Origin of the sequence: Chthoniobacter flavus Ellin428 (genome assembly GCF_000173075.1) — a bacterium.
Classification (GTDB): Bacteria; Verrucomicrobiota; Verrucomicrobiia; order Chthoniobacterales; family Chthoniobacteraceae; genus Chthoniobacter; species Chthoniobacter flavus.
The window spans coordinates 1-23,048 of sequence record NZ_ABVL01000048.1; the positions used below are offsets into that span (position 1 = coordinate 1).

General features: G+C 60.8%; 23 protein-coding genes. 11 read left to right on the forward strand and 12 right to left on the reverse strand.

Annotated features, from left to right (window positions below; translation table 11 throughout):
* Positions 1–414 precede the first annotated feature (414 nt).
* The 5 genes from CFE428DRAFT_RS40705 (at position 415) to rlmN (ending at position 4,221) form a co-directional block, all read left to right on the forward strand.
* A complete protein-coding gene (locus CFE428DRAFT_RS40705; protein WP_006983889.1) occupies positions 415–858 on the forward strand; it encodes a DUF3419 family protein in 444 nt (147 codons plus the stop codon).
* 11 nt (positions 859–869) lie between these two features.
* Positions 870–1,631, forward strand: a complete 762-nt coding sequence (locus CFE428DRAFT_RS40710) for a DUF3419 family protein (RefSeq protein ID WP_006983890.1) — start codon at positions 870–872, stop codon at positions 1,629–1,631.
* A complete protein-coding gene (locus CFE428DRAFT_RS31940) occupies positions 1,628–2,269 on the forward strand; it encodes a class I SAM-dependent methyltransferase (RefSeq protein ID WP_006983891.1) in 642 nt (213 codons plus the stop codon). Before CFE428DRAFT_RS40710 ends, CFE428DRAFT_RS31940 begins: the two co-directional genes overlap by 4 nt.
* A gap of 192 nt (positions 2,270–2,461) precedes the next feature.
* The gene (locus CFE428DRAFT_RS31945) at positions 2,462–3,007 is read left to right on the forward strand and encodes a carbohydrate binding domain-containing protein (RefSeq protein ID WP_006983892.1); all 546 of its coding nucleotides are present in this window, start codon (positions 2,462–2,464) and stop codon (positions 3,005–3,007) included.
* A 119-nt stretch (positions 3,008–3,126) separates the two neighbouring features.
* The gene (gene rlmN, locus CFE428DRAFT_RS31950; RefSeq protein WP_006983893.1) at positions 3,127–4,221 is read left to right on the forward strand and encodes a dual-specificity RNA methyltransferase RlmN; all 1,095 of its coding nucleotides are present in this window, start codon (positions 3,127–3,129) and stop codon (positions 4,219–4,221) included.
* A gap of 447 nt (positions 4,222–4,668) precedes the next feature.
* Here the strand turns inward: rlmN and CFE428DRAFT_RS31955 are convergent, their stop codons facing one another.
* The 5 genes from CFE428DRAFT_RS31955 to CFE428DRAFT_RS40170 form a co-directional block, all read right to left on the reverse strand.
* Entirely contained in the window at positions 4,669–5,382 is a 714-nt protein-coding gene (locus tag CFE428DRAFT_RS31955; protein WP_006983894.1) for a 3-keto-alpha-glucoside-1,2-lyase-like domain-containing protein, read from the reverse strand.
* Positions 5,383–5,474: 92 nt separating this feature from the next.
* Entirely contained in the window at positions 5,475–6,959 is a 1,485-nt protein-coding gene (locus CFE428DRAFT_RS31960) for a tannase/feruloyl esterase family alpha/beta hydrolase (RefSeq protein ID WP_006983895.1), read from the reverse strand.
* Positions 6,960–7,057: 98 nt separating this feature from the next.
* Positions 7,058–7,522: an SRPBCC family protein gene (locus CFE428DRAFT_RS31965; RefSeq protein WP_006983896.1), complete on the reverse strand. Its 465-nt coding sequence runs from the start codon at positions 7,520–7,522 to the stop codon at positions 7,058–7,060.
* A gap of 198 nt (positions 7,523–7,720) precedes the next feature.
* Positions 7,721–7,972, reverse strand: coding sequence for a GDSL-type esterase/lipase family protein (locus CFE428DRAFT_RS40165; RefSeq protein WP_006983897.1), 252 nt, complete (start codon positions 7,970–7,972; stop codon positions 7,721–7,723).
* The gene (locus CFE428DRAFT_RS40170; RefSeq protein WP_083805440.1) at positions 7,881–8,465 is read right to left on the reverse strand and encodes a GDSL-type esterase/lipase family protein; all 585 of its coding nucleotides are present in this window, start codon (positions 8,463–8,465) and stop codon (positions 7,881–7,883) included. The genes CFE428DRAFT_RS40165 and CFE428DRAFT_RS40170 overlap by 92 nt, the downstream gene beginning before the upstream one ends.
* A 151-nt stretch (positions 8,466–8,616) precedes the next feature.
* Here CFE428DRAFT_RS40170 and CFE428DRAFT_RS31980 point away from each other — a divergent pair, with 151 nt between their 5' ends.
* Positions 8,617–9,201: a 3-keto-disaccharide hydrolase gene (locus CFE428DRAFT_RS31980; RefSeq protein WP_042726262.1), complete on the forward strand. Its 585-nt coding sequence runs from the start codon at positions 8,617–8,619 to the stop codon at positions 9,199–9,201.
* A gap of 4 nt (positions 9,202–9,205) precedes the next feature.
* Here the strand turns inward: CFE428DRAFT_RS31980 and CFE428DRAFT_RS31985 are convergent, their stop codons facing one another.
* A complete protein-coding gene (locus tag CFE428DRAFT_RS31985; protein WP_006983901.1) occupies positions 9,206–9,661 on the reverse strand; it encodes a hypothetical protein in 456 nt (151 codons plus the stop codon).
* Positions 9,662–9,779: 118 nt separating this feature from the next.
* Here CFE428DRAFT_RS31985 and CFE428DRAFT_RS31990 point away from each other — a divergent pair, with 118 nt between their 5' ends.
* The 3 genes from CFE428DRAFT_RS31990 (at position 9,780) to CFE428DRAFT_RS32000 (ending at position 12,006) form a co-directional block, all read left to right on the forward strand.
* Positions 9,780–10,199: a hypothetical protein gene (locus CFE428DRAFT_RS31990; RefSeq protein WP_006983902.1), complete on the forward strand. Its 420-nt coding sequence runs from the start codon at positions 9,780–9,782 to the stop codon at positions 10,197–10,199.
* Positions 10,200–10,355: 156 nt separating this feature from the next.
* Positions 10,356–10,715 (forward strand): response regulator, encoded by a 360-nt coding sequence (locus CFE428DRAFT_RS31995; RefSeq protein ID WP_042726263.1) that lies wholly within the window; start codon positions 10,356–10,358, stop codon positions 10,713–10,715.
* Between the two features lie 79 nt (positions 10,716–10,794).
* Positions 10,795–12,006 carry an acetyl-CoA acetyltransferase gene (locus CFE428DRAFT_RS32000; protein WP_006983904.1) on the forward strand — a complete coding sequence of 404 codons (1,212 nt, stop codon included), beginning with the start codon at positions 10,795–10,797 and terminating at the stop codon, positions 12,004–12,006.
* On the opposite strand, the gene fabG is transcribed toward CFE428DRAFT_RS32000, so the two are convergent.
* Entirely contained in the window at positions 11,999–12,745 is a 747-nt protein-coding gene (gene fabG, locus CFE428DRAFT_RS32005; RefSeq protein ID WP_006983905.1) for a 3-oxoacyl-ACP reductase FabG, read from the reverse strand. The genes CFE428DRAFT_RS32000 and fabG overlap by 8 nt on opposite strands.
* Positions 12,746–12,803: 58 nt before the next feature.
* Here fabG and CFE428DRAFT_RS32010 point away from each other — a divergent pair, with 58 nt between their 5' ends.
* Both CFE428DRAFT_RS32010 and CFE428DRAFT_RS32015 read left to right on the forward strand, forming a co-directional pair.
* Positions 12,804–13,853, forward strand: coding sequence for a cobalamin-dependent protein (locus CFE428DRAFT_RS32010; protein WP_006983906.1), 1,050 nt, complete (start codon positions 12,804–12,806; stop codon positions 13,851–13,853).
* Positions 13,850–15,601 (forward strand): methylmalonyl-CoA mutase family protein, encoded by a 1,752-nt coding sequence (locus CFE428DRAFT_RS32015; RefSeq protein WP_006983907.1) that lies wholly within the window; start codon positions 13,850–13,852, stop codon positions 15,599–15,601. Before CFE428DRAFT_RS32010 ends, CFE428DRAFT_RS32015 begins: the two co-directional genes overlap by 4 nt.
* Before the next feature lie 116 nt (positions 15,602–15,717).
* On the opposite strand, the gene CFE428DRAFT_RS32020 is transcribed toward CFE428DRAFT_RS32015, so the two are convergent.
* The 5 genes from CFE428DRAFT_RS32020 to CFE428DRAFT_RS32040 form a co-directional block, all read right to left on the reverse strand.
* The gene (locus tag CFE428DRAFT_RS32020) at positions 15,718–17,319 is read right to left on the reverse strand and encodes an AMP-binding protein (protein WP_006983908.1); all 1,602 of its coding nucleotides are present in this window, start codon (positions 17,317–17,319) and stop codon (positions 15,718–15,720) included.
* 21 nt (positions 17,320–17,340) lie between these two features.
* Positions 17,341–19,107 (reverse strand): acyl-CoA dehydrogenase family protein, encoded by a 1,767-nt coding sequence (locus tag CFE428DRAFT_RS32025; protein ID WP_006983909.1) that lies wholly within the window; start codon positions 19,105–19,107, stop codon positions 17,341–17,343.
* Positions 19,104–19,568: a Zn-ribbon domain-containing OB-fold protein gene (locus CFE428DRAFT_RS32030; RefSeq protein WP_006983910.1), complete on the reverse strand. Its 465-nt coding sequence runs from the start codon at positions 19,566–19,568 to the stop codon at positions 19,104–19,106. Before CFE428DRAFT_RS32030 ends, CFE428DRAFT_RS32025 begins: the two co-directional genes overlap by 4 nt.
* On the reverse strand, positions 19,565–20,818 hold the full coding sequence (locus tag CFE428DRAFT_RS32035; protein WP_006983911.1) for a thiolase C-terminal domain-containing protein: 1,254 nt from the start codon (positions 20,816–20,818) through the stop codon (positions 19,565–19,567). The genes CFE428DRAFT_RS32030 and CFE428DRAFT_RS32035 overlap by 4 nt, the downstream gene beginning before the upstream one ends.
* Positions 20,819–20,880: 62 nt before the next feature.
* Positions 20,881–22,965 carry an elongation factor G gene (locus tag CFE428DRAFT_RS32040; protein WP_006983912.1) on the reverse strand — a complete coding sequence of 695 codons (2,085 nt, stop codon included), beginning with the start codon at positions 22,963–22,965 and terminating at the stop codon, positions 20,881–20,883.
* Positions 22,966–23,048: the final 83 nt, after the last annotated feature.

A 23,048-nucleotide genomic window follows, 5' to 3' on the forward strand; every position in this document is an offset into this window, starting at 1 on the left:
CAAAAGCGCTTCCTGCAACCCTCCGCCACTTAGCGCGCCCGGGCTGATGGGGGCTGCGCGCCCCCAAACCCCGCGCCGCTCGCCGCGGCGGCGTTTGGGGGGAACTTCCAGGCGTCGCCTTCGGCGACAGAAAGGAGAAACGAAAAACTTCCCAACAAAAAACTTGAATGACTACATGCCTGAAATCTGTGATCCGTGGCCAAAACTCTCTTCGCGCGATTTTCTGTATGCCCTTTTAGGGGAGTGTCTCTTCTTTTATTCCTCTTGTGCCTTTTCGTGGCGATTCCGATGGGTTCGGGGGCTGGCTTCGTCACGCAATTGTTGCATCTCCGGGCGTGAATTTGATCGGGGAAGCAGGAGAGTCGCGCCTCATCCCAAAAATAATTTCCCAGCGCCAGCAGCTGATCATACCTGATGAAAGTGAACGACGACCGCAAGGTCTCCGAGACGAGCCCGGCGAGCCGCTTCCTCAAAGCCACGGAAGACCTCGTTTTCCATCACGTCCATGGCGGACAACTCATTTACAATACCTCGTGGGAAGACCCGCGGATCGATCGTCAGTTGCTCGGACTGGATGAGTCGAGCCGCGTGGTGATGATCACGAGCGCGGGCTGTAACGTACTCGATTACCTGCTCGATGGCCCGGCGGAGATTCACGCCGTGGATGTGAACTACCGGCAGAACGCCCTGCTGGAACTCAAGCTGGCCATGATTCAGCGCGCGGAATTCGTCGATCTCTTCGAGATGTTTGGCATCGGGTCCCATCGCTCGTTTCGGCAGCTCTACCGTTCGGTGCGGAAGGAACTGTCGGAGCCGTCGCGAAAGTTTCTGGGAATCAGAAGGTGGACGTTTCTTTGATCTCGGGTGGGATGAAAGAAGTCCTTTTTACTATCACGGGCACGGCGGGCACAGCGGCGTGGGCTGCTGGGCCGTGGGCGCTTTTTCAAGGCGGCAGCCCAATGCGAAAAACTTCGCGCTGTGGTCTGCTCGATGCGGATTCGATCGAGCAGCAGCGGCAGGTTTATGCGTGGATCGAGCCGAAGATCTGGGGGAACCTGAGTAATTGGCTGATCCGCCAGCGCATGGTGATGACGCTGCTCGGCGTGCCGCGGCCGCAGGTGAAATTGATCGACGATTCCTACCCGGGCGGCCTGGGCAGTTATGTGAAGGACAAGCTGCGCCATGTGATGAGCGAATTGCCGGCGGCGGAAAACTATTTCTGGCGCGTGTATCTCACCGGCTCCTACACGATGTCGTGCTGCCCGAATTATCTCCGCGCGGAGAATCAGTCGACGCTGGCCAGCCGGGCCGATCGGGTTCGCACGCATACCCGGAGCATCAGCGATTTTCTCCGCGAGAATCCCGGCACTTATACTCACTATGTGCTCCTGGATCATCAGGATTGGCTGGCCTGGCACGATCCGGCGGCCTTGCGCGAGGAATGGGAATTGATCCTGGCAAACAGCCGCCCCGGCACGCGCATTCTCATGCGGTCCGCGGCGCTGGAGATGGATTTCATCCCGGGAGACATCACCGCGCGGCTGCGCTTTTTCCCAGAGCGGACGGAGCCGCTGCATCGGCTGGACCGTGTGGGGACCTACGGCAGCATGACCTTCGCCGAAGTGCTGTGAACGCCGACGCCTCGACCTCATCTGACGCGCGCGGGGAGACCTCCATCGAGGGCTACTACCGCTGGCATGCACGGATTTACGACGCGACGCGCTGGAGTTTCCTTTTCGGCCGGACCGGCATCCTGCACGAAGTGGCGAAGGTGCCGGCGCCGGCGCGCATCCTCGAAGTCGGCTGCGGCACCGGGAAGAATCTCGTGACGCTGGGCCGCCTTTTTCCGCAAGCAGAGATCACGGGAATCGATCTCTCGGAGACGATGCTGGACGTGGCGCGCCGCAAGGCTGTGCCTTTTGGATCGCGCATCCAGCTTTTGCATGGCGCCTATGGCGCGACGCAGACGGTCGATGCCGGTTACGATCTCATCCTCTTTTCCTATGCCCTCTCGATGTTCAACCCGGGCTTCGAAGCGGCGATTGAAACGGCGCACCGCGATCTCGTGCCCGGCGGCCATGTGGCCGTCGTCGATTTTCACGATACCCCGCTATCCGTCTTCGAGCGCTGGATGGGCGTGAACCACGTGCGGATGAGCGGCCAATTGCGCCCGCCCCTGCAGGCCCGCTTCGAAGCGCGAGAGGATCGGCTGGAAGCAGCTTTCGGGGGCGTGTGGCGTTATCTGGTTTTCGTGGGGCGCAAAGGTTGAGCGGACACTGGCCCGGAGGGCCATCCTGTTCCCAAAGTTAGGGGAGCGTTGCGGAGGCGCGGGAAACGTGAAGCCGGGAGCTTGTCGTTGATGATCGACAAATTGCGGCGAGTTGTTAGGATCTGCGTCTAGATTATGAAACGTCTTTTGGCTGGCTTGTCTTCACTGCGTTCGATCCGAAGCCTCCTAACCATGGGGCTCATGCTCGGCGGGCTGGCGCTCTCTGCGGAAGAACCGACGAAGAGCCTCCTGCCGGAGTTTGGAACGAAAGGCCGGCAGATCGATCCGAAGGCCAAGGCGGGCTATGACATCCGGGGATGGCTGCCGATCGATTGGGTCGATAACTCGAGTTGGGCCCCGGTGTCGGTGATGTACAGTGAACTCAAAGACGCTCCCGCGCCGGGAGTCGGCGCGGTGCGGATGGAAGTGATGAAGGTGGACAAGTATCAGGTCCAATTGACGACGAAGGGAGGCGCCCGGAATTACAAGCAAGGGAGCACCTATGTGGTTACGGGTTGGGTGCGCAGCCCCACGCTCACGGGCGTATGGATTGGCTTCCGTCAGGATGAAGAACCGCGTGAGTTTTTCCTCGGCCGGGATCTCGAGGTGGATACGGAATGGAAACGTTTCAGTGTCGAGTGGACGCCGGATCGGGACTGCGCCGCGTGGCTGCTGTTCAACGTGCCGAAAGCCGGGACGGTGGATCTTGCGGGGCTTGCCATGGAAGAGAAGCCGTAGAGACGCTTTTCCAGACGGCGCTCAAAGGAGCATCCCCTCTTTTTTTGCTCCACGGTCTTTTTCTTCGCCGTTGAAGGGAGGTTTGGAATCCGCGTGAGTCTGGATTATGAGTGGGGCCCATGTCCTCGGACGTTCCGGCTACCACCACCATCACTCCAGGCTCCCTCTCCGATCTTTCGGCGGAGGAACTGGCGCTGTGGATGGAAGGCGAAGGATTCAAGGGCGGACACGCCTGGCGGGTCTTGCGCGAGTGGTTGGGGGCGAATGGAGGCGGCGAGCGCGATAGTATGCGCCTGCCGGCCGGGCTGCGGGAGCGGTTGCGGGCGACCTTTCCGCAGGAAGCGGCGGTGCTGGCGCGGCGGCAGGTGTCGGAAGATGGCACTGCGAAGCTGCTCCTGCGGATGGGAGATGGACGCACGGTGGAGTCGGTGTTGATGCCGGACTATCATCCGGAGCGCGCCGCGGGATGTATTTCCAGCCAGGTGGGTTGCGCGATGGGGTGCGACTTTTGCGCGACGACGCAGACCGGCTTTGAGCGGAATCTCACCTCGGGGGAGATCGTGGAGCAGTTTCTCCAGCTTCGCCGCGAAGCGGTCGCGGCAGGGCGGGTGCTGCGCACGATCGTTTTCATGGGCATGGGCGAGCCGATGTTGAACCTGCGGAACGTTCTCGCGGCGGTGCGGCGCATTGGTGATCCGAAGTTGGGCGCGTTTGGCTGGCGGCAGATTACTATTTCGACGGTGGGGATTGTGCCGGGCATCGACGAGCTCCGCGCGGCGGACCTCGGTGTGCAATTGGCGATTTCGTTGCACGCGCCGGATGATGCAACGCGCGCGGATCTGCTACCGATGGGCCGGCGCTTCGCGGTGGAAGACGTGCTGGCCGCGGCGGATCGTTACCAGGCGAGCAGCGGCCGGGTGACGACGATCCAGTATTGCCTGCTCGATGGCGTGAACGATTCGCTGGCGCAAGCGCGCGATCTTTCCCGGCTGCTCGCGGGCCGGACCATGCACGTGAATCTCCTGCGCTACAATCCCACTGGGCTCAGTCTGCGCGGCCGCACTTATGCGCCGAGCAGCGTGGAGCAGACGGAGGCATTTCTCGCCGAGTTGCGCGCTCACGGCACGGTCGCTCATCTCCGCCGCGCCCGCGGACCGGACATCGATGCGGCCTGTGGCCAGCTCCGCAAACGCGAGGCGCAGCAGGCGGGCTGAACCGCGGTTGTGTAATAGAGCGCGGCAGCGTTCGGGGTTGTGTTTACGGAATTGAACTGAGCGAGGTGTTACTCACTGGGAGGGGCGACTTTCCAGTCGCCCTGCGTCGCGGAGCGACGCCCCAAGGAAGGCGCTCCGCGCGTTGGTTCCGGTCGGCGACCCCGCCATGGCGGGGTCGCCGCTCCCAAGGCGCTATCCGTATCGATGTCCAAACGCCGAGCAAAGATGTGGGTAATGCTTAGGCTGCTGCGCCGCTTTTGGAAATCGCGGAAGCGATGCGGGCGACGCGCTGCGCGAGGAGGACGAGTCGTTGAAGGACAGTGCTGAACGCCTGGCGCACTTTGCGCTTATCAAAAAGCGGCGCAGTAGCGCCGCACTCCAAAACGCAAGCGTCCATGGCTCGCCATTTCGAATTCGTAAGCGCACCGGCGCGAATGCGCGCGCCGGTCAGTTCTTCTGGTAGATCTTGACGTCGTCCACGACCGCATTGTGCGGCACGGCCAGGCGCAGCATGCGCTTGGTCGGATGGGCGATGCCGGGCGAATGAAGATCTCCGACGGCCTGGCCGTCGACGAGCACGCTGATGTCGTCGCCCTCGATCGTGACTTGCAGATCGTGCCATTTACCGACCTCGGTGGCGTGGGGGACGTTCTTGGTCTTGCCGACGAGGGCGCTCTTCTGCTCGTCGCTGAGCGGTTTCTTTTCCGTCCGGGCATCGTGAATATCGAGCCGCATGCCACCAGTCTTGTGGTCGATCAACTGAACCTGCTTCGGGCTGACCTTGGCGGCGCACAGGTGGCCGGCGTGGACTTCCTTGCATTGCGGGTCGGCGAAATCGAGGCCGAGGCTGTCCGTGTCGCTCTCCAGCATGAAGCGGAGGGTCACGCTGCCATTGGTGAATTCGGCCGGATGAGTGACCGAGACCGCATGGTCCGCCCGCGCGCTAATGTAGATGTGCATCGCGCCGTCTTTCAGGGCGACTTGCTTGTCACCTTGTGCGCGGGCCTTGCTGTTCGTGCCCCAGCCGTTGCCGATATCCTCGGCGTCGGGCTTGGACTCGGCGCGGTTGAAGTCATCCTGAAAGATGAGCTTTCCGAGGTCGGCGGCGAAGACGGACGCGGTCAGCGCGGGGAGAATGAAGATCAGGGGGAGAAGTTTCATACGCGGCGTATAGCACGCCGGTGAAGCGGGTGGGAAGGAGTTCGTTTGGGCGCTCGGGTTCGCCCGGAATCGCCCGGGATCGAGACTGGACCTCACTCCGCCGCGGGCGGACGGAAACGCTCGGCGACGCGCTCGACACCGCCGCGCGGACCTTCCACGGGTTTGAACGCGGAGGTCGTAGCGTCCCAGCCGGTTTTCAGCGGATAGGGTTGCAGCGGGAGTTCCCACTCGGTCTTGCCATTCGCTACGTGCCGGCCGGTGAGCGTGCCGGGGGCGGTGCCTTGCTCGCGCCAGGTGCGCACGGCTTCGAGCACGCTTGGTGACTGATTCACGCCGGGACCGCCGCCGTGCGCCATGCCGGGAACGAGATACAGCCGAAAGAACGACTGCACCTTTTCCAGGCTGCCGAAGTGCTCGATGACGCGCTCGTAGTAGTCGATGGTCGCGTGGCAGGGGACGACGGAATCCGCGGAGCCGGTGGTGGCGATGAGCTTTCCGCCGCGCTTTTCAAAAGCGGTTAGGTTGGGATTTTCGGCGTTGAGATATGGCGCGAGCGCGGCGGTGTAGATATCGATGTCCGCGCCGAAATTGATCTCCTCCAGCGGCTTGTTCGGTCCGAAGACCCACCTAAAGAGGTAGAGGTTGCCGCGGGCTGGGCCGAAGGTAGCGCCGAGCGGAATGCCGTTGAAGATGCGTTCACCGGTGACGGCGTGACGCGGGCCGTCGAAGAGCTTGTGCAACGCGGCGGCGTGCTCGTCGGTGAGCGTCGGGTCTTTTTTCCGCGCCAGCGCGATCACGGCTTCGATGTCTTTCGCCGTGCAGCGCGGGTCGGAGACGAATTTTCCGGCGGACAACGGGATCTCCCGCGAGGCCATGTATTCATTGGCCGCGGCGATGACGTTGGCTTCCTGCTCCTTGCTGAACGGGCATTTCTTCAGGATCTGGTCGTTCCAGAGGAAGTAGGCGTGCAGCGGGGTGCGGCAGTGCGCCGGGACGGCGGCGGTGATGCCGTCGTAATCCTCGGGATAACGTTGTGCTTCCTGCAGGGCCTGCTGGCCGCCGGTCGAGCCGCCGCTGAAATACGAGAACTCGGGCGCCTTGCCGTAATAGGTGCGCACGATCTGCTTGCCGACGACGGTCATGAGATGCGTGGCGCGGAAGCCGAAGTCCTTCCACACCTCGTGGTTGTCGATGCCGGAGTCGGAGTTCGGCGCGGTGCCCATGTCGGTCGTGACGGCGGCGTAACCCGCGGCGCTCTGGCCGGCGAGGCTGCCGGAATTGATCTTCCCGGCGGCGCCGCCGTTGCCAAGGCCGACGAAGCGTCCGTTCCATTTCTCCGCATCGGGCAACGCGACTTCGACGTTGATGTTCGAGCCTTTGGCCGGCCGGAGCACCAGCTTCACGACGGTCCGCGCCGGCGAGGCCTCGTGCTCGACGAGCGTGATCGTGGCGTCGTCGATCTTGAGCGCCTTGAGGGCGGCGAGACGGTCGTCGGTGACGGGCGCGGTTTGCTGGGCGAATGCGGAAACACAACCGAGCAGCGAGGCTGCGCAGAGGAATGGGAGCTTCGAGTTCATGGGGTGACAGGGGATGGCGTTGCGTCAGCCTTGCGAAAGCGGCTGCGCAACGCAATCACCCCGTCACCGCCAGGACTCTTTGGCGAAATCGATGCGATCTAGGGCTGATCGGGAATCTCGGGCTCGACGAGTTGCGCGAGCAGCGTCAGCGATTCCTGCCAGCCGAGGTAGCAGGCATGAACGGGGATGACCGCGGGGACGCCTTCCTGGGTGACGTGCAGCTCCGTGCCGCAGAAGACTTCCTTCAGCTCGATGGTCACCTGCATTTCGCCCGGCAGATTCGGATCGTCGAACCGGTCGGTGTAGCGGATGCGTTCGTGGGGTGTCAGCTCCACATAGGTGCCGCCGAAGGAGTGGCTTTTCCCCGTGGTGAAGTTGGTGAAGCTCATCTTGTAGGTGCCGCCGACCTTCGCTTCGAGATGATGAACCTTGCCGGTGAAGCCGTGGGGCGGAAGCCATTTGGCTTTCGCCTCGGGATCGAGAAAGGCGCGATAGACGCGCTCCGGTGTGGCACGGAGCACTCGGTGCAGGCGGATGGTGTTGGTTTGGCTGGGAGTGGTCATAGGATGGAGGTTGGTTGGTTCTATCTCTGCAACGATTGGCGCATTCGATTCAGGACATAATTGCCGAAAAAAAGAAACGCCGGAGACGAAATCGTCTCCGGCGTAAAAAAAGCCGCGGAGCGGCCAAGCCCGCGGAAAAGCGGCGGACTCTCAACTCTCAACTCTCAACTCTCAACTCTCAACCATCAACTTCCTCCCTTACTGCATCAGTTCCTTGACCTTCGGCGCGATGGCTTCGGCCCAGATCTCGTAGCCCTTGGCGTTCGGGTGCAACAGGTCAGGCATGATGTCCTTCGAGAGCGTGCCGTCGGACTGCAGGAACTTCGCGTTGATGTCCATGTAGAACACCTTCTTGTTGTCAGCGTAGCCCTTGATGATGGCGTTGGTCTCTTCGTTCTGTTGGCGAAACTTGTCGGCCGGCGTGGCGCCGCGCGGGAAGATGGCGAGCAACAGGATCTTCGCGCCGGGGCACTTGGCCTCGAGCTTGTCGATGATGGCTTTGACGCCTTCCGCGGTCTGCTGCGCGGTACATTGATAGACGGCACCGTCGAGTTTCCTTTTGCGGACGGCCCTGGTGTCCGGTGTTGTTCGTGCCGATCATGAGGACGATCTCCTTCGGCTTGAGCCCGTCGAAGTTCCCGTGGTCGAGACGCCAGAGCACATGCTCCGTGCGGTCGCCGCCGATGCCGAAGTTCGCGGCGTTGAGGGGCGCCCAGTATTTTTCCCACACGTCCTTGCCGCCTTTCTCCCAATTGTGGGTGATGGAATCGCCGAGGAAGACGAGCTGCGCCTCACCCTTCTTCGAGATGACGTTGAAGGACTCGTGACGCGCTTCCGTGCCGGGATGAAGCACCGGTTGCGTGGCGTAGTTCTTGGGTTCGTCGGCGTGCAGGTTGGCGACGGCGACGGTGAAGAGAAGGGTGGCGAGGAATTTGAGTTTCATGCGGAGGGTCTACGGTGAAGCGGGAATGCTTCACGGCGCGGCGCGTTTGCAAAGCACATTTCCATCGGCGCTTCGGGATTTCGTTCGCAAGGCCTCGCTCTCGCGGCGACTTTGGTGTTGGATGGGGATTACTTCATTTCCCCCGAATGCCATGAATCCTCTTCGTTGGTTCCTCCCGCTGCTGCTTCTTGCCGTTTCCGTCGTCGCTGCCGATGTGCCGGAAGGTTTTACTCCGTTGATTGCCGCTCACGATCTCAGTGGCTGGCAGAATGCCGCAACGGCGGCGGAGCACTGGAAAGTGGAGAACGGGGAATTAATCAACGACGGCCAGGGCGCGGATTTGGTCACGGCGAAGTCGTATCGGAATTTCGAGCTGCGGCTGGAATGGAAGATCCCGGTCCGGGGTGACAGCGGTGTCTACCTGCCCGGTGGTCAGCAGGTGCAAATCTGGGCGAAGGATAGCGGCTCGGGTGGGTTCGTTTACAATCACAAGTACACGGTCAGCCCCTCGGTTGTGGCCGACAAACCCCTCGGCGAATGGAATACGTTTGTCATCCGATTGGTCGACGGCAAAGTGACCGTGACGCTGAATGACAAAGTCGTAATGCAAGACGTGCCGGTGGAGAAGGGATTCGATCCGCCGATGCGCGGCCCTGAGGAAGGCGCGCTGCGTTTGCAGAAGTCGCCACACAATGTGATGACCACCTTCCGCAACATCTTCATCCGCGAGTTGTAGGGGTTCAGAATAGCTCGCCTTGCGCCGGCGGTGGTGGCGGCGGCGGATCGAGTGGTGAAATGATCGCGATGCTTCCGTCGGGTTTGAGATGGCCGAACAAAGCCGAGCGGTCGTGGCGAAAATGGGCTTGTTGCGCCTTGGTGGCGGCCGTGGTGACCATTCTCGCCAGGGAGTAGCCTTTGCCGCGTTCCGGTACAACAACGAAGAGCAGGCGGGTATTGGGCGGAGCGTCGCCCCAGATCATTTCACCATTGTCGTCCGCTCTGCTGGCGATAGCGGCCACGATCTCAGTTTGGGCGATCTGGCTGCCTGCTCTGGATCGCCATTTCTCATCCAGTGTTTCGTGTTTCGCGGAGCCGGCCCAATGTTCCTCCAGCGTCGTGCCGTCCGCGAGCCAGAGCGGGATGCGGGCATTGGCTTTCCAAATTTTTCCATCAGGGGTGCGAAAGAGATTGGGCATAAGAAACGGTAATCCATTCCGCGAGCAACGCCATCCCCGCGATGAATGCTGAGGACTCCGTTATGGGGCCGCGATTCGCCCGACCGCGCACCCAGTATGCCGCGAAGCAATTTAAGCCATGAATATGAAACTTGAATCATCGCGCATCCCGGAGAAGACGATGGAAAAGATTCGGGATGGGAGCGAACGTTTGGAATCCGTCGCGCCATCCATGTCGGAGGCCCGCGAGCAAATGGGTGGCCTGATGGGCTTTACGAAGTCGTGCATTCGTAATTTCCCGATGACGGCTGTCTGGACATCACTGGCTGGCGGCTTGCTCATTGGCGCCGCGCTGGCGCGCCGTCGCCACCACAGCCTGCAGGAACTATATGTGGAAGAACCGTTCCGACAGGGACGCAAACTGCTGTCGGAGGCTCTGTCCACCGCGGCTGATGCGGGCCGGGATCGCTGGGAGCATGCGCGTTCCGCCGTGCGACTGCCGGATCTCGATGCTTTGCGTCGTGAGATGGTCAAGATGACCCGGAAAATGCACTTCTGAGCAGACTCGCGAGGCTATCGCGGAAGACCCGAGAGGCGAACCAGTGTTCGCCCCGATGGGCTGCGACTTAGTTCGGGGTAGCGTTTAAAACCGGACGCGGCTACAGGTAGGAGGATGAAGGCGTCTCGCAGATCTCGAAAGAGGAGAACGCGGATTTTGCTCGTCGAGGATCACGAAAATACACTGCGCGTTCTCGCGACGGCGTTGAGGAATCGCGGGCATTTGGTGACCGCGGTGGGAACGATGCGGCTGGCTCTGGAAGCAATCCAGGATGGAGTGATGGATCTGATCGTATGTGACATCGGGTTGCCCGATGGAGACGGCTGGCAGTTGATGGAAATCGCGCAGACGCACCATCGCGTTGCGGGGATTGCGATGAGCGGCTTTGGTTCGCCCAGCGATTTGAAACGTAGCGCGGCCGCCGGTTTCTCCACGCATCTGGTTAAACCATTCGATCCCGACGAACTCTATACTGCCATCGGAAGCTTAATGCCGTCTGCGGACGGGACGGAGTAGGTCGCAATGCGGAGAGAAGGGCTTTCCTCGGTTGAAGCCTTGGCGTTTCGGTCGTAAGGGTTGGTGCTAGGAGTCAATGATGAGCGAACCGGTTTATATCATCGGAGTGGGGAGGACCGATTTTCGAAGAAACCTTCGCAAGAAAGGAAAAACGATTCGCAACCTGATTGTCGAAGCGGGCGCGGCGGCGATCGCGGATGCGGGAATCGAACCGAGTGCGATCGGAGCGGCGATGGTTGGCAATTTCGCGGCTGGTCTCTTCGCTCATCAACTTCACCTCGGTGCGTTCGCGGCGGAGATTGATCCAGCTCTGCGAGGACTTCCCACGATGCATGTGGAAGCCGCGTGCGCTTCCGGAGGCGTGGCAGTACTGAGTGGGGCGAGGCAGATCATGGGAGGACTCAGCGACGTGGTGCTGGTCATTGGCGTCGAACAGCAGAAGACGATGCCTCCACAGGAGGGTTCGGAAGTGCTGAGCGCGGCCGCCGATTACTCCGAGGAGCGGGCGACTTATGGCGACTTCCTATTTCCGAAACTGTTTGCCCGGATCGCTCAGGTGTACGCCGAGCGTTACGGGTTGAGCGAAGAGCAACTCGCCAAGGTGGCCGTGAAAAATATCGCCCATGCCCATCTCAATCCTTTGGCACAAATGCGAGAAGCGGATCTGACCTTGGAGCGGGCGCGGGTGGCGAGTGATGCAAATCCGATCATCGCGCCGCCTCTCAAAGTCAGCGATTGCTCGCAGATCACCGACGGCGCCGCAGCGCTCGTCCTTTGTTCCGAAAGCTTCTTCCGCAAGCTTCGCCCGCGTCACGCGTCGCGCCTGCGCGGCTTCGGCCACACCACGGATTATCTTTCGCTCGAAAGGAAAGAGATACCGTCCTTTCCCATCGCCGCGAAGGCCGCGGCTCAAGCGTATGCAATGGCGGGTATAGGACCGCAAGAGATCGACGGCGCGGAGGTGCACGACTGCTTTTCGATTTCGGAAATCGTCCAGTATGAGTTGCTCGGTTTCGCCGCCGCCGGTGGGGGTGTCGCGTTGCTGGAGAGTGGCGCCACGGCGCTGCCAAGTGGGCGATGCCCGGTCAATGCCGGAGGGGGACTCGTTGGCGATGGGCATCCCGTCGGAGCAACGGGTGTTCGGCAAGTAGTCGAGGCCCATCAACAACTCACCGGGCAGGCCGGAGCCCGGCAGATTGCGGGAGCAAAGCATTTCCTGACCTGCAACATTGGCGGCAGTTTCACCACCACCGTGGTGACGATCTGGGAGGGAGCGCAGGGAGTTACATGAAGAAACCGCCGTTCACGTTGAGAACCTGTCCGGTGATATAGCGGGCATCTTGGGAGCACAGGAACAACGCGGTATTCACGACATCCGCGATTTCACCGAAATGCCCGAGCGGTACGTCGGCGAGCGCTTTCTTGACGACTTCCTCGGGAAGGTCCCGGGTCATTTCCGTTTGAATGAATCCGGGGGCGATGGCATTGACCGTGATTCGCTGGCGCGCGAATTCGCGCGCGGTGACCTTGGTGAGCGCGATGATGCCGGCTTTGCTGGCGGCGTAATTGGCTTGCCCGAACAAGCCGAGTTGTCCGCTCACGGAGGCGAGGCTGACGATTCGGCCCTCGGGACGCAGAAAAGGCTGCGCTTGCTGGATGCAATGGAATGTTCCGGTCAAGTTGACGCGCAATACGCTCTCCCATTCCTCGGTAGTCATTTTCTTGATGGTGCGATCGCGCAGGATGCCGGCGTTGTTCACCAGGATGTCGAGTCCGCCGCATTCCTCCGCGATGCGGCGCATCATTGCCTCGACCTGCGACGCCTCGCCGACATTGCATTCGATCACGAGCGGGTCCTGTAGCGTTTCCGCGACCTTTCGGGCATCCTCTTCGTTGCGTCCCTGTGGATCGGCGACGAAATTGACGATGCACCGCGCTCCGCCCGCATTGAGCGCCTGAATGATTCCGGCACCGATTCCACGTGAACTGCCCGTGACCAATGCGACCTTACCCGAGAAATCGTAGGACATGGATTGAATCTAGTCGCGGATCCATTGCCCGCCAATCGATTGTGGACTAGGTTCATCCATGGCCGCGTCCGTTCGTTTGCTGACCGCCGTTCCCATCTGCGATGGACACGACAGCGCCATTAGCACGATCAATCTCGAATTCATCCATCATGGAATCGAGGTGGTCTATTTGGGATATCATCGCTCGGCGCGCGATATCGTCCGCGCGGCGATCCAGGAGGGAGTGGATGCGATTGGCATCTCCAGCTACAACGGCGGACACGTCGAGTTTTTCGCTGAGGTGGTTGCCCTATTGAAGAAGCAGAGGGCGGCGAAGATTGGCGTTTTTGGTGGTGGTGGCGGCACTATCACCAAAGCCGACGCGACGATCATGCAGCGCAAGGGAGTGGATCGCATCTTCTTCGCCGGGACACCCATGGAGGAAATGATCCGCTTCGCTCGCGAAGCGTATGGTGGACGGCGACGGAGGAGTGTGAAACTGCCGCGGTTTTCCGCGGGCAAGAGGAAGACGATGGCGCCGTGCATCGGCATTACCGGACCGGGGGGCGCCGGTAAGACGACGCTCATCGATGAACTCGTGCTGCGCTGGCTGAAGGTGCAACCCGACGCGCGGATCGCCATCCTTTCGCATGATCCAAGCATCGTCGGCAAAGGCGCATTGCTCGGCGATCGCGCGACAATGATCTATTCGCAGGATGATCGTGTCTTCATGCGGAGCCTCGCGACGCGTGGACGTGCAGGCGGTCTGTCGCCGGAGACGGCGCAGTGGGTTCGTACGATGAAACACGGCGGGTTCGATGTCGTTTTCGTTGAGACCGTGGGCATTGGGCAGGAGGCCATGCCGTTTCGTTCGAAGCTGGTGGATAAGTCGATTTTCGTGATGAGTGCCGATTACGGCAGCCAACTCCAGTTGCAAAAGATCGCCATGCTCGACGTGGCGGATATTGTCGTCGTCAACAAGGGCGACCTCGCGGGCGCTCCGACGGCGGTCGCGGAGGTGGGTCGGCGGATCGAAAGAGGTCGCAGCGGTCAGCGAGTCATCGCGACCGTCGCTAAACGTCATCGCGACCCGGGGGTGGACTGCTTATTCGAGGAGTTACGATCATGAGCGCGCTGGCCCGAATTTGCGAAAGCGTCGAAGCGCATGCGCGCTTCGTTCGGGAACAGATTCGCCGGGCCCGTGAAGACTCTAAATTCCGAGCGGCGCTGCTCAAGCGTTGGAGAGCGATCCGCGCAAGCATCGCTACGGTGCAAACTCCGACGGGCATCGAATTGCCCACCCTCGCGCTCCCGACCAGCAACGATCCTGGCGAGATCGCGCGTTATCTTTTCGGAGAGGGATTCCCGGGGGAGTTCCCCTTCGTGAATTCGATCTATCGCGAGATGTATCTACCCGGTTCCGGGGGGCGAATGCCGGAGGAGCCGACCCGCCTCTTCGCCGGCTTGGGACTAGCTGAGGATACCAACGAACGCTTCCACTATCTCACGCAGCACCAACGCAGCATCCGGCTGAGCACTGCTTTTGACGGACCGACGCTCTACGGCATGGACAGCGATGCCGATGGTGTCTTCGGCAAAATTGGAGAGGGTGGTGTCGCCATCGATACGGTGGAAGACATGGAGCGGCTCTACGACCGATTTGCGCTCGGGGACGAGCGGCTTTCGGTGTCGATGACGATCAATGGCCCGGCACCTATTATCCTGGCCATGTATGTGGCGGCGGCCCAGCGACGCTTTGGAGGGAAGGTCATCAGGAAACTGCGCGGCACCGTCCAAGCAGATATTCTCAAGGAAGTGCAGGCGCAAAATGAGATCATCTTTCCGCTGGAGGCCTCGCTCCGTTTCCTCGCGGATATGGTGGCGCACACCACCGAACATTTGCCGCGCTGGTATCCCATTTCGATCAGCGGATACCACATCGGCGAAGCCGGCGCGACACCCGTGCAGCAGGCCGCTTACACACTTTCCAATGGGTTTACTTACGTCGAACTCTTCCGCGGGCGTGGACTCGCCGTCGATCGCTTCGGACCGCGCCTCTCCTTCTTTCTGGATTGCGGCCTGGATGTCGAATACGTCGCGCTGGCCCGGGTCTGCCGCAAGCTGTGGGCGATCGGGATGCGCGACGTTTTCGGTGCTGGCGAAGCGGCGCAACGATTGAAGCTGCACACGCAGACCAGTGGCCGATCGCTGATTGCGCTGGGGTTCAAAAATAATCTCACGCGCACGGCCATCGAGTTGTTCCTCGCCTATCTCAACGCCACCAATTCCTGCCACAGCAACAGCGCCGACGAACCGTTCACGACGCCGGGCGAGGAATACGTGCGTCTCGCGGCTCACGCCCAATCCATCCTGCTGGAAGAGACCGGTCTCTTTCGGCACATGATGAATCTCTTCACCGGTTCGCCCGGGATGAGGATCCTGGAAGAAACGCTCGAGAAGGCGATCCTCGAGGAGTTCCGGACCATCGACCGCCTCGGCGGAGTCCTGGCCGCCACCGAGCAACGCTATCAGCGCAGCCAAATTCAGGAAGCCGCGCACCTTTACGAGCAACAAACGGGCGATGGCACCCGGCCGATTATCGGCCTGAACCGTTACCCCGCCTCGACCGAAAGCTTCGTGGAGCCCAAGGTCGTCCGCACGCCCCGATCCCGGAAGCAATTGCAGGTCGACCGTCTCCGCAAATTCAAGCACCGCCACCGTCACCAATCCGCTCGCGCCCTCGATGAACTCGCCGGCGTCGTCGAAAGCGGCGGTAACGTCTTTGCCGAGCTTTTGAAAACCGTCGAGTGTTGTTCCCTCGGGCAAATCACCGGGCGGCTTTTCGAGGTCGTGGGACGCTTCCGGCCAAGCGTCTGAGCTTTTCCCGACGGCGCTGCCCGCTGCGGCTGCGAGGACTGCGCGCTTTGACGCTTTTCCGGGCAGGCGCGGTGATTTCCTGCAAGCTGATCTTCCGCATCTGATATTTCTGAATTTTACCGGTCACCGTGGTTGGAAACTCGGTGACGAACTTCACCCGCCCCGGGGATTTTGTAGTCCATGATCTGGCCGCGACAAAAGGCGATGACCTCATCGCTGGTCATTGTCTCATGTTCCTTGAGTTTCACCCACGCCACGACCTGCTCGCCGTAGTACGGATCGGGCAGTCCTATCACGTAAGCCTCGGCGATTTTCGGATGGGTGAAGAGAAATTCTTCGACCTCGCGCGGGAAGATTTTCTCTCCTCCGCGACAGATCATGTCTTTGATCCGGCCGACGATCCGCACATAGTCGCGTGCGTCCATCACCGCGAGATCGCCGCCGTGGAGCCATCCCGCTTCGTCAATTGTCCGGTGAGTGGCTTCGAGATCACCGAAGTAACCGCGCATCACTTGATAGCCGCGATAGCAAAGTTCGCCCGGTTCCCCACGAGGTAAAATGCACCCGGTCGTAGGATCGATAATCTTCTGCTCCTGATGCGGCATCACTTTGCCGACCGTGCCAACACGCGTTTCGATCGGATCGTCGACCTCGGTCATATTGCAAACGGGCGAAGTTTCGGTCATGCCGCACGCGATGGTTATTTCGGCCATATGCATTTCCTCCATGACGCGTTTCATGACTTCGATGGGGCAGGGAGCACCGGCCATGATGCCGGTCCGGAGTGTCGAGAGATCAAACTCACCAAATCGCGGGTGCGCGAGTTCGGCGATGAACATCGTGGGCACACCGTGCAGCGCGGTGCAACGTTCCAGCGCGACGGCTTCCAGGGTTTGCAGAGGGGAAAAGTGGGGGGCGGGAAGAACCATCGTTGCGCCATGGGTCACGCATGCCAGGTTGGCGAGCACCATGCCGAAGCAATGATAGAAGGGCACCGGAATGCAGAGTCGGTCGCGGGAGGTAAGTCGCATACGCTCGCCGATCCAGAAGGCGTTGTTGAGAATGTTGTGATGGGTGAGCATCGCGCCCTTCGGGAAGCCGGTGGTTCCGGACGTGTATTGGATGTTGATGACATCGTCGAAGTCGAGTGTCGCCTCGCACCGGGTTAGTTCCGATGGCGTCACGTTCCCCGCTCTGGAAAGAAATGTTTTCCAATCCATCAACCCTTTTACCGGGACGAGGGAGACGATGCGGTGCAGATGCGGCAGGCGGCCGTTCAGCTTTTCCAGAATCTCGGCAAAGAGGACGTCTTTGAATCCCTCACCGATGATCAGGAAGTTCGTTTTGGATTGGTTCAGCGCATATTCGAGTTCCGAGAGCCGGTAGGCGGGATTGATGTTGACGAGGATCGCGCCCACTTTCGCCGTCGCGAACTGCACTACCACCCAGGCCACGCAATTGGTCGACCAGATACCGACCCGGTCGGCTTTTCTGATGCCTGCAGCCAATAGGGCGCGGGCACAGCGCGCCACTGCCTCTCCGAACGCGGTGTAAGTCAATCGCTGATGCTCCCACACGGAGACCAGTGCTTCATTGGTCTCAAATTTCGCGACGACCTCATCCAGCATGGCACCGATGGTTTTCCCGATGAGCGGGTTCTCCGCCACGCCATGCGCATAACTGACCGCCGCCGATTCTTCTGAGAGGAAGTCCGCCATGGGTCAGGAGCGTCTTGTTCGCTACGGTTCGTCTTTGTGCCGGAGAGCGGCTTCCGCAGCCGCCACGACGAAATCGTCGTCGTTCTCTCGCAGCTCGGCCAGCGCGCGGCCCACTCGGCGCGCCGATTCGTGCAGGAAAAGGGCCGCCGCGGCATCGTGCTGCATTACACCCGCCTGCAGGTCCGAATCCCAACGGCTCAGCACACAGGCGGAGGCAAAGAGCTCCATCGCGGCTTTGGCGATTCGCTCCTGCAGGAATTGCCGATCGAGGATTTCCTCGCGGTGCTGGATCAGCGTGCGGTCGACGGCGATATTGAAATACCAGACGAGCTTGCCGAGGCGATGGGCAGGGGAGTGCAGCGACTCGCTGCGGAAAGGAACTTCCGGGGCGTGCAGCGCGGCACCGGCCCGTTCCATGCCGGCGTTCCAAGCTTTGCGGAGATGGCCGGCAGGATGATGCAACGCATCCCAGATCTCCTTGAATTGCATGCCGGGTCCGCGCATGCCGACCAGGGCGATGAACGAGGTGAGCACTTCGTTGGCACCTTCGCCGATTTGATTGATGCGGGCGTCGCGCAACATGCGCTCGAGGGGAAGGTCAGTGAAGTAGGCCGAGCCACCGTAAATCTGGAAGGTATCGTTGACGATCTGCCACAGCGCCTCGGTGGTGAAGACCTTTAGCATCGCCGTCTCCAGCATGTAGTCCTCCAGCCCACGGTCGATGAGCGAGGCAGTCACGGTCGTCATCGCTTCCATGGCATAAGCATTCGCCGCCATCCGGGCGATTTTCCCTCTGACCAATTCAAACGCTCCCAGCGTCCGGCCAAACTGCCGGCGGCGATTTGCGTGATGAGTCGCCAGACGCAGACAGGTTTTCGCCGCACCCGTCGAGCAGGCGCCGAAGGTGGTGCGGCCGAAATCCAGGACGCTCAGGGCGACTTTCAATCCCTTACCGAGCGGGCCGAGGATATTCTCTCGCGGGACCCGCATATTGCGAAAGGCGAGGCGGCCCGTGGCGGTGCCGCGAATCCCGAGCTTCTCCATGCGCGGCTCGATCAGGGCAAATCCCGGCATGTCCGGCGTCACGAGGAATGCGGTCACGGCCGTTTCGTTGCCACCGGGGATTGGTGTCCGCGCCATGACGGTCAGGACTTGGGCGATGGCGGCATTGGTGATGTAGCGCTTCTCACCGTTTAAGACGTAATGAGTGCCATCGGCGCTCGGTTCAGCGCGGGTCTGCACGTTGGCCGCGTCGGAGCCGGCCTCCGGTTCGGTGAGGGCGAAGGCGGCAAGTTGTTTTCCACTGACGAGTGGCGGCAGCCAGCGGTGCTTTTGTTCCTCGGTGCCGAAAAGCAGCAGCGCCCGGATTCCGATCGAGTGATGCGCATTCACGAAGACGGACGTCGACGCACAGCGGGAACCGATCTCTTCGAGAATCCGTCCATAAGCCATTTGGGAAAAGCCACGCCCGCCAAATTCCGCGGGCGCGGTCATGCCGAGAACTCCGTGCCGGGCCAGCCCTTCGATGACTTCCGGTGGAATATCGGCATGTCGGTCGACCGCCACTGGATCGAGTGTTTCGTCGAGGAATTCACGCAGTCCGGGGAGGACCGCGTCGAGTTCGCTGCGTTGTTCGGCAGAGAGCGTCGGGTACGGCATCACCCAATCGGCGATGAAACGACCGAAGAACAGGCCCTTGGCCAGACCGAGTTGTTGCCGACCCGTGAAGAGCAGGCTTTCCGCATCGTCGATTTCTTTTTGGTGCCGGGAGAGGGTTGCTGCGCTCATTCTTTTTTTACGAAGTAGACATCGTTTACCGACCACGTTTTCTTCCGCCGAAAGCAGGCCCGGACGGGCATGCCGATTCGCGGCTGTTCGATGCCAACCAGTCGCGTCATGAAAAGCGTATCCACACGATCGAATTCGATGAGGCCGAGATGGAACGGGCATTCGGAAAGGTAGGGTTCCCCGCTGAAATGGCAGGTCGTCCAGCTATGCACGCGGCCTTCGAGTGGTAATTCAAACCAATCGGTGGGGCCGCCGCAATACATGCACACCGTGCGCGGCGTCGCATAGCGATAGCGGCACTTCTGGCATTCGCTGCCGAGGAGTTTGTTGTGCCCCAGGGCGTGAAAGAAAGGGGAGTCTTCCGCGTAACTGACGTTGTAAGTAACGGTATACGTCCATTGCCGGGTGAGGGGATCGAAGCTCGTCACCCAGGGACCTTCGGTTTTTTCGGGCAGTTTCATGGCTTCTCCAAAATGGAAATGGTGACATACGTCCCGGTCCCCGCGTGGCTGTAGCCGGCGGCGCGCCGGACGTTTTGGATCTGACAGAAGGGATCGCCGAAATGGCGCGCGATCGTCTGCTGACACTGCCAAAAGCAGAAGACCATCTGCATCAGCCCAGTGGCGCCGACCGGATGTCCGCAGGCCAGCAGGCCGCCACTGGGGTTGACGGGATTGCTGCCGTGAATGGTGGGATGGCCTTCCTCGATGAACCGTCCGCTCTCTCCATATTTGCACAGTCCGATATCCTCATACTGCTGCAATTCGGCCGAGGCGTAGGCATCGTGCAGTTCCCAAGCCTGGATGTCTTGGCGTGGATCGGTGATGCCGGCTTGCCGATAAGCTTCCATCGCGGCCATGCGTCCCGCGCGAAAGGAATGCACTCCGGGATATTTCAGATCGCGGTAGTCGCTTTCACTTTCGTGAGGCAGAAGAGGCACGCGGGCGTGCGGTCGGTCTGCCATGCGCATGGCGTCGGAGCCGCTGCCGATGCCCGCGACGCGAATGGGATTGGCGCAGAATTTTCGCGCGGCCTCTTCGCTCGCGAGGATGACGGCCGCGGCGCCGTCACTCATCACGCAAGTGGTCATTCTTCGGCAGGGATAGGCGATCATGGCCGAGTTCATCACCTCCTCCAACGTGGCGGGATGGCGATGTTGCGCGAAAGGATTGTGCACGGCGTTGCCATAGTTCTTCACCGCCACGCGTGCCATCTGTTCCTCGGTGGTGCCAAACTCGTGCATGTGGCGCACGGCCATCATTGCGTAGTAGCCGGTGTAAAAGCCGCCGAGCGGATAGTCGAAATGGGTATCGCTGGCCAGGGCGATGAAATCGTTGCCCTTCCATGTTTCGACGGTGCTCATCGTTTCGAAGCCCATGGCGGCACAGACATTGAAGCGGCCGGAGGCGACCGCCTGGACGGCAGATTGAAAGCAAAGCCCGCCGGTGGCGCCGCCACCTTCGATCCGCACGTGGGGCTTCGGACATAGGCCGACAAAATCCTGAACCATCGCGCCGGCCTTGAGTTGACAAGTGAAGTGATCGGAAAAGTAGGAGATGACGCTGCCCTCGATATCCGCCGGCGTGAGCCGCCCGTCGAGATCACCCAATGCGGCATCGAAGGCTTCCTTGACCATCAACCGGAAATCCTTGTCCGGATGCACCTTGGCAAACTTCGTGATCCCCCCTGCGAGCATATAGACGGGGCGCATAACTACTCATCCGACCATTTGCGCCGGAGCGCAAGTGCGCGGACCGAATTGCGCAGTGGTCCCTATTTTCCGCCGCGCTTGCGTTTGGCTTCTTCGAGCATGCGTTGTTCCAGCTCGTGGGGCATTTCGGCGTAGTGGCTGAACTCCTCGCTATGCAACCCGCGCCCGCCGGTGAGAGAACGCAACTGGCTGGAGTAGCGATAGAGCTCCTTGGCCGGGACTTGGGCACGGATGACTTGAAAGACGCCGTCCACATCGACACCGAGGATGTTGCCGCGACGACTGGATAGATCGCCCATGACCTTGCCGACGCATTCTTCCGGGATGCGGACCTCGATCTTGTGGATCGGCTCGAGCAGGCAGGGTTTCGCTTTGGCGAAGGCTTCCTTGAAAGCCCAATAGCCGGCGACCTGGAAGGAGATATCGTTGGAATCGACGGGATGCATTTTCCCGTCGTGAAAATCCACGGTCACATCCACGGCGCGGAAACCGGCGATGATGCCTTCGGTGCAGGCATGCTGCACGCCGCGCTCGACGGACGGAACATACACGCGATCGACGGCCTGTCCGGAAAGCGATTCGGTGAAGGTAATTCCCGAGTCCCTCGGGCCGGGCGCGATGCGCAGCGCCACCTCGGCGAATTGTCCCGCGCCACCGGTCTGTTTCTTGTGGCGATAGGTGGCCTCGGCGGGAACCTTGATCGTCTCGCGGAAAGCGACGCGCGGCTCGGCGAGATCGACGTGGACATTGAAGCGGCGACGAAGCCGCTCGACGACCACCTCCAAGTGTAACTCGCCCTGCGCGGAAACAACCGTCTGGTGCAACTCGGGATCGACGTGAAATTGGAAGGCGGGATCTTCGTCGTGCAATGTCGCCAGGCCCGCAGCAACGCGATCCTCTTCGCCTTTGGCTTTGGTTTTCAGCGCGGCGTGAATCACCGGTTTCGGATATTCGGTGGTCGGCAGTGTTACCGGGTGGGAGGCGGCGCAGAGGGTGTTGCCGGTGTGGGTGTCCTTGAGTTTCACCACGGCGCCGATGTCGCCCGCTTGCAAGCTGCCCACGGCGGCGCGGTCATGTCCGTTCAGCAGATAGATCTGGCCGATGCGTTCGGTGAGGTTGCGCTGGGAATTCCACAGCTCCATGCCGGTGGAGATGTTTCCCGAGTAGACACGAAAAAAAGACATCTCGCCGAAGTGTTCCTCGGCCATCGTCTTGAAGACCTGGACCACCGGATCCGGCCCATCGAGGGGAACTTCGATTGCTCCGTCGCTGCCATTGTGGGCGGCAACGACCCTCCGATCTCGAGGCGAGGATCCGTACTTCGCGATGAAATCGAGCAACCGGGCGACTCCGATGTCGGTCTCCGCAGAAATGCAGAAGAGCGGAATGAAGAGTTGCCGCTGAAACGCGGCGTGAATCCCGGCACGCAGTTCTTCTTCCGAAAGACCGCCTTCATCGAAGAATTTTGCGAGAAGAGTATCGTCCGATTCGGCGATCAATTCGATGAGCTCACGGTGCAATTGCGTGACGCGTTCCTTCCGTGGACCGACCGCGGGATCCTCGCGGAACTTGCCGCGCCCGGTGGCGTCGTAGGTCACGAGGTCGCTGCGCAGCACATCGAGGATTTGATTAAAGCCAGGGCCGGGATTGGCGGGGACGTTCAGTGGGAAAACGCGATGCCCGAAATGTTCGCGCGCCGCGGCGAGGACTTCGTCGAAGCGTGTGTTCGGTTTGTCCATCGCATTGACCACCAGGATTTTGGGAATCCCGCGATCCGTTGCGCATTTCCAGACCCGCTCGGTGCCGACCCCGATGCCGTGCTGCGCGTGCACCACGACCACGGCGAAAATCGAACTGCATTTAAACGCGGCCAGCGATTCGCTGAGGAAGTCGAGATAGCCGGGCGTGTCGATGATATTGAATTTTCTTCCCCTGCCACTCGGTGTGTAACAGCGAGGCCTGGGTGGAGATTTGGTGCTGCTTTCGCTGACGTGGTAGTCGGAAACAGTGGTGCCGTTGGCGACGGATCCCATGCGCCCGATCACGCCGCTGCACATGAGCATGGCCTCGGCGAGCATGGTTTTGCCGGCGGAGGCGTGACCGACAATAGCAAAGTTGCGGAGATCCGCGGTTCGTTGCGTATTCATAGTACGGCCGGAAGCCTCGTCTATTTTGGCGCGCGTCCTACGCGATGGCCAGCAGCAATCGCAAGGTGTTCGGATCGGCACCA

What these genes read in the sequence shown, in the direction of transcription:
- CFE428DRAFT_RS40705 (WP_006983889.1), top strand. Translation starts at nt 415, where the DNA reads ATGAAAGTGAACGACGACCGCAAGGTCTCCGAGACGAGCCCGGCGAGC.
- CFE428DRAFT_RS40710 (WP_006983890.1), top strand. Translation starts at nt 870, where the DNA reads ATGAAAGAAGTCCTTTTTACTATCACGGGCACGGCGGGCACAGCGGCG.
- CFE428DRAFT_RS31945 (WP_006983892.1), top strand. Translation starts at nt 2,462, where the DNA reads ATGGGGCTCATGCTCGGCGGGCTGGCGCTCTCTGCGGAAGAACCGACG.
- rlmN (WP_006983893.1), top strand. Translation starts at nt 3,127, where the DNA reads ATGTCCTCGGACGTTCCGGCTACCACCACCATCACTCCAGGCTCCCTC.
- CFE428DRAFT_RS31955 (WP_006983894.1), bottom strand. Translation starts at nt 5,382, where the DNA reads ATGAAACTTCTCCCCCTGATCTTCATTCTCCCCGCGCTGACCGCGTCC.
- CFE428DRAFT_RS31960 (WP_006983895.1), bottom strand. Translation starts at nt 6,959, where the DNA reads ATGAACTCGAAGCTCCCATTCCTCTGCGCAGCCTCGCTGCTCGGTTGT.
- CFE428DRAFT_RS31965 (WP_006983896.1), bottom strand. Translation starts at nt 7,522, where the DNA reads ATGACCACTCCCAGCCAAACCAACACCATCCGCCTGCACCGAGTGCTC.
- CFE428DRAFT_RS40170 (WP_083805440.1), bottom strand. Translation starts at nt 8,465, where the DNA reads ATGAAACTCAAATTCCTCGCCACCCTTCTCTTCACCGTCGCCGTCGCC.
- CFE428DRAFT_RS31980 (WP_042726262.1), top strand. Translation starts at nt 8,617, where the DNA reads ATGAATCCTCTTCGTTGGTTCCTCCCGCTGCTGCTTCTTGCCGTTTCC.
- CFE428DRAFT_RS31985 (WP_006983901.1), bottom strand. Translation starts at nt 9,661, where the DNA reads ATGCCCAATCTCTTTCGCACCCCTGATGGAAAAATTTGGAAAGCCAAT.
- CFE428DRAFT_RS31990 (WP_006983902.1), top strand. Translation starts at nt 9,780, where the DNA reads ATGAATATGAAACTTGAATCATCGCGCATCCCGGAGAAGACGATGGAA.
- CFE428DRAFT_RS32000 (WP_006983904.1), top strand. Translation starts at nt 10,795, where the DNA reads ATGAGCGAACCGGTTTATATCATCGGAGTGGGGAGGACCGATTTTCGA.
- fabG (WP_006983905.1), bottom strand. Translation starts at nt 12,745, where the DNA reads ATGTCCTACGATTTCTCGGGTAAGGTCGCATTGGTCACGGGCAGTTCA.
- CFE428DRAFT_RS32010 (WP_006983906.1), top strand. Translation starts at nt 12,804, where the DNA reads ATGGCCGCGTCCGTTCGTTTGCTGACCGCCGTTCCCATCTGCGATGGA.
- CFE428DRAFT_RS32015 (WP_006983907.1), top strand. Translation starts at nt 13,850, where the DNA reads ATGAGCGCGCTGGCCCGAATTTGCGAAAGCGTCGAAGCGCATGCGCGC.
- CFE428DRAFT_RS32020 (WP_006983908.1), bottom strand. Translation starts at nt 17,319, where the DNA reads ATGGCGGACTTCCTCTCAGAAGAATCGGCGGCGGTCAGTTATGCGCAT.
- CFE428DRAFT_RS32025 (WP_006983909.1), bottom strand. Translation starts at nt 19,107, where the DNA reads ATGAGCGCAGCAACCCTCTCCCGGCACCAAAAAGAAATCGACGATGCG.
- CFE428DRAFT_RS32030 (WP_006983910.1), bottom strand. Translation starts at nt 19,568, where the DNA reads ATGAAACTGCCCGAAAAAACCGAAGGTCCCTGGGTGACGAGCTTCGAT.
- CFE428DRAFT_RS32035 (WP_006983911.1), bottom strand. Translation starts at nt 20,818, where the DNA reads ATGCGCCCCGTCTATATGCTCGCAGGGGGGATCACGAAGTTTGCCAAG.
- CFE428DRAFT_RS32040 (WP_006983912.1), bottom strand. Translation starts at nt 22,965, where the DNA reads ATGAATACGCAACGAACCGCGGATCTCCGCAACTTTGCTATTGTCGGT.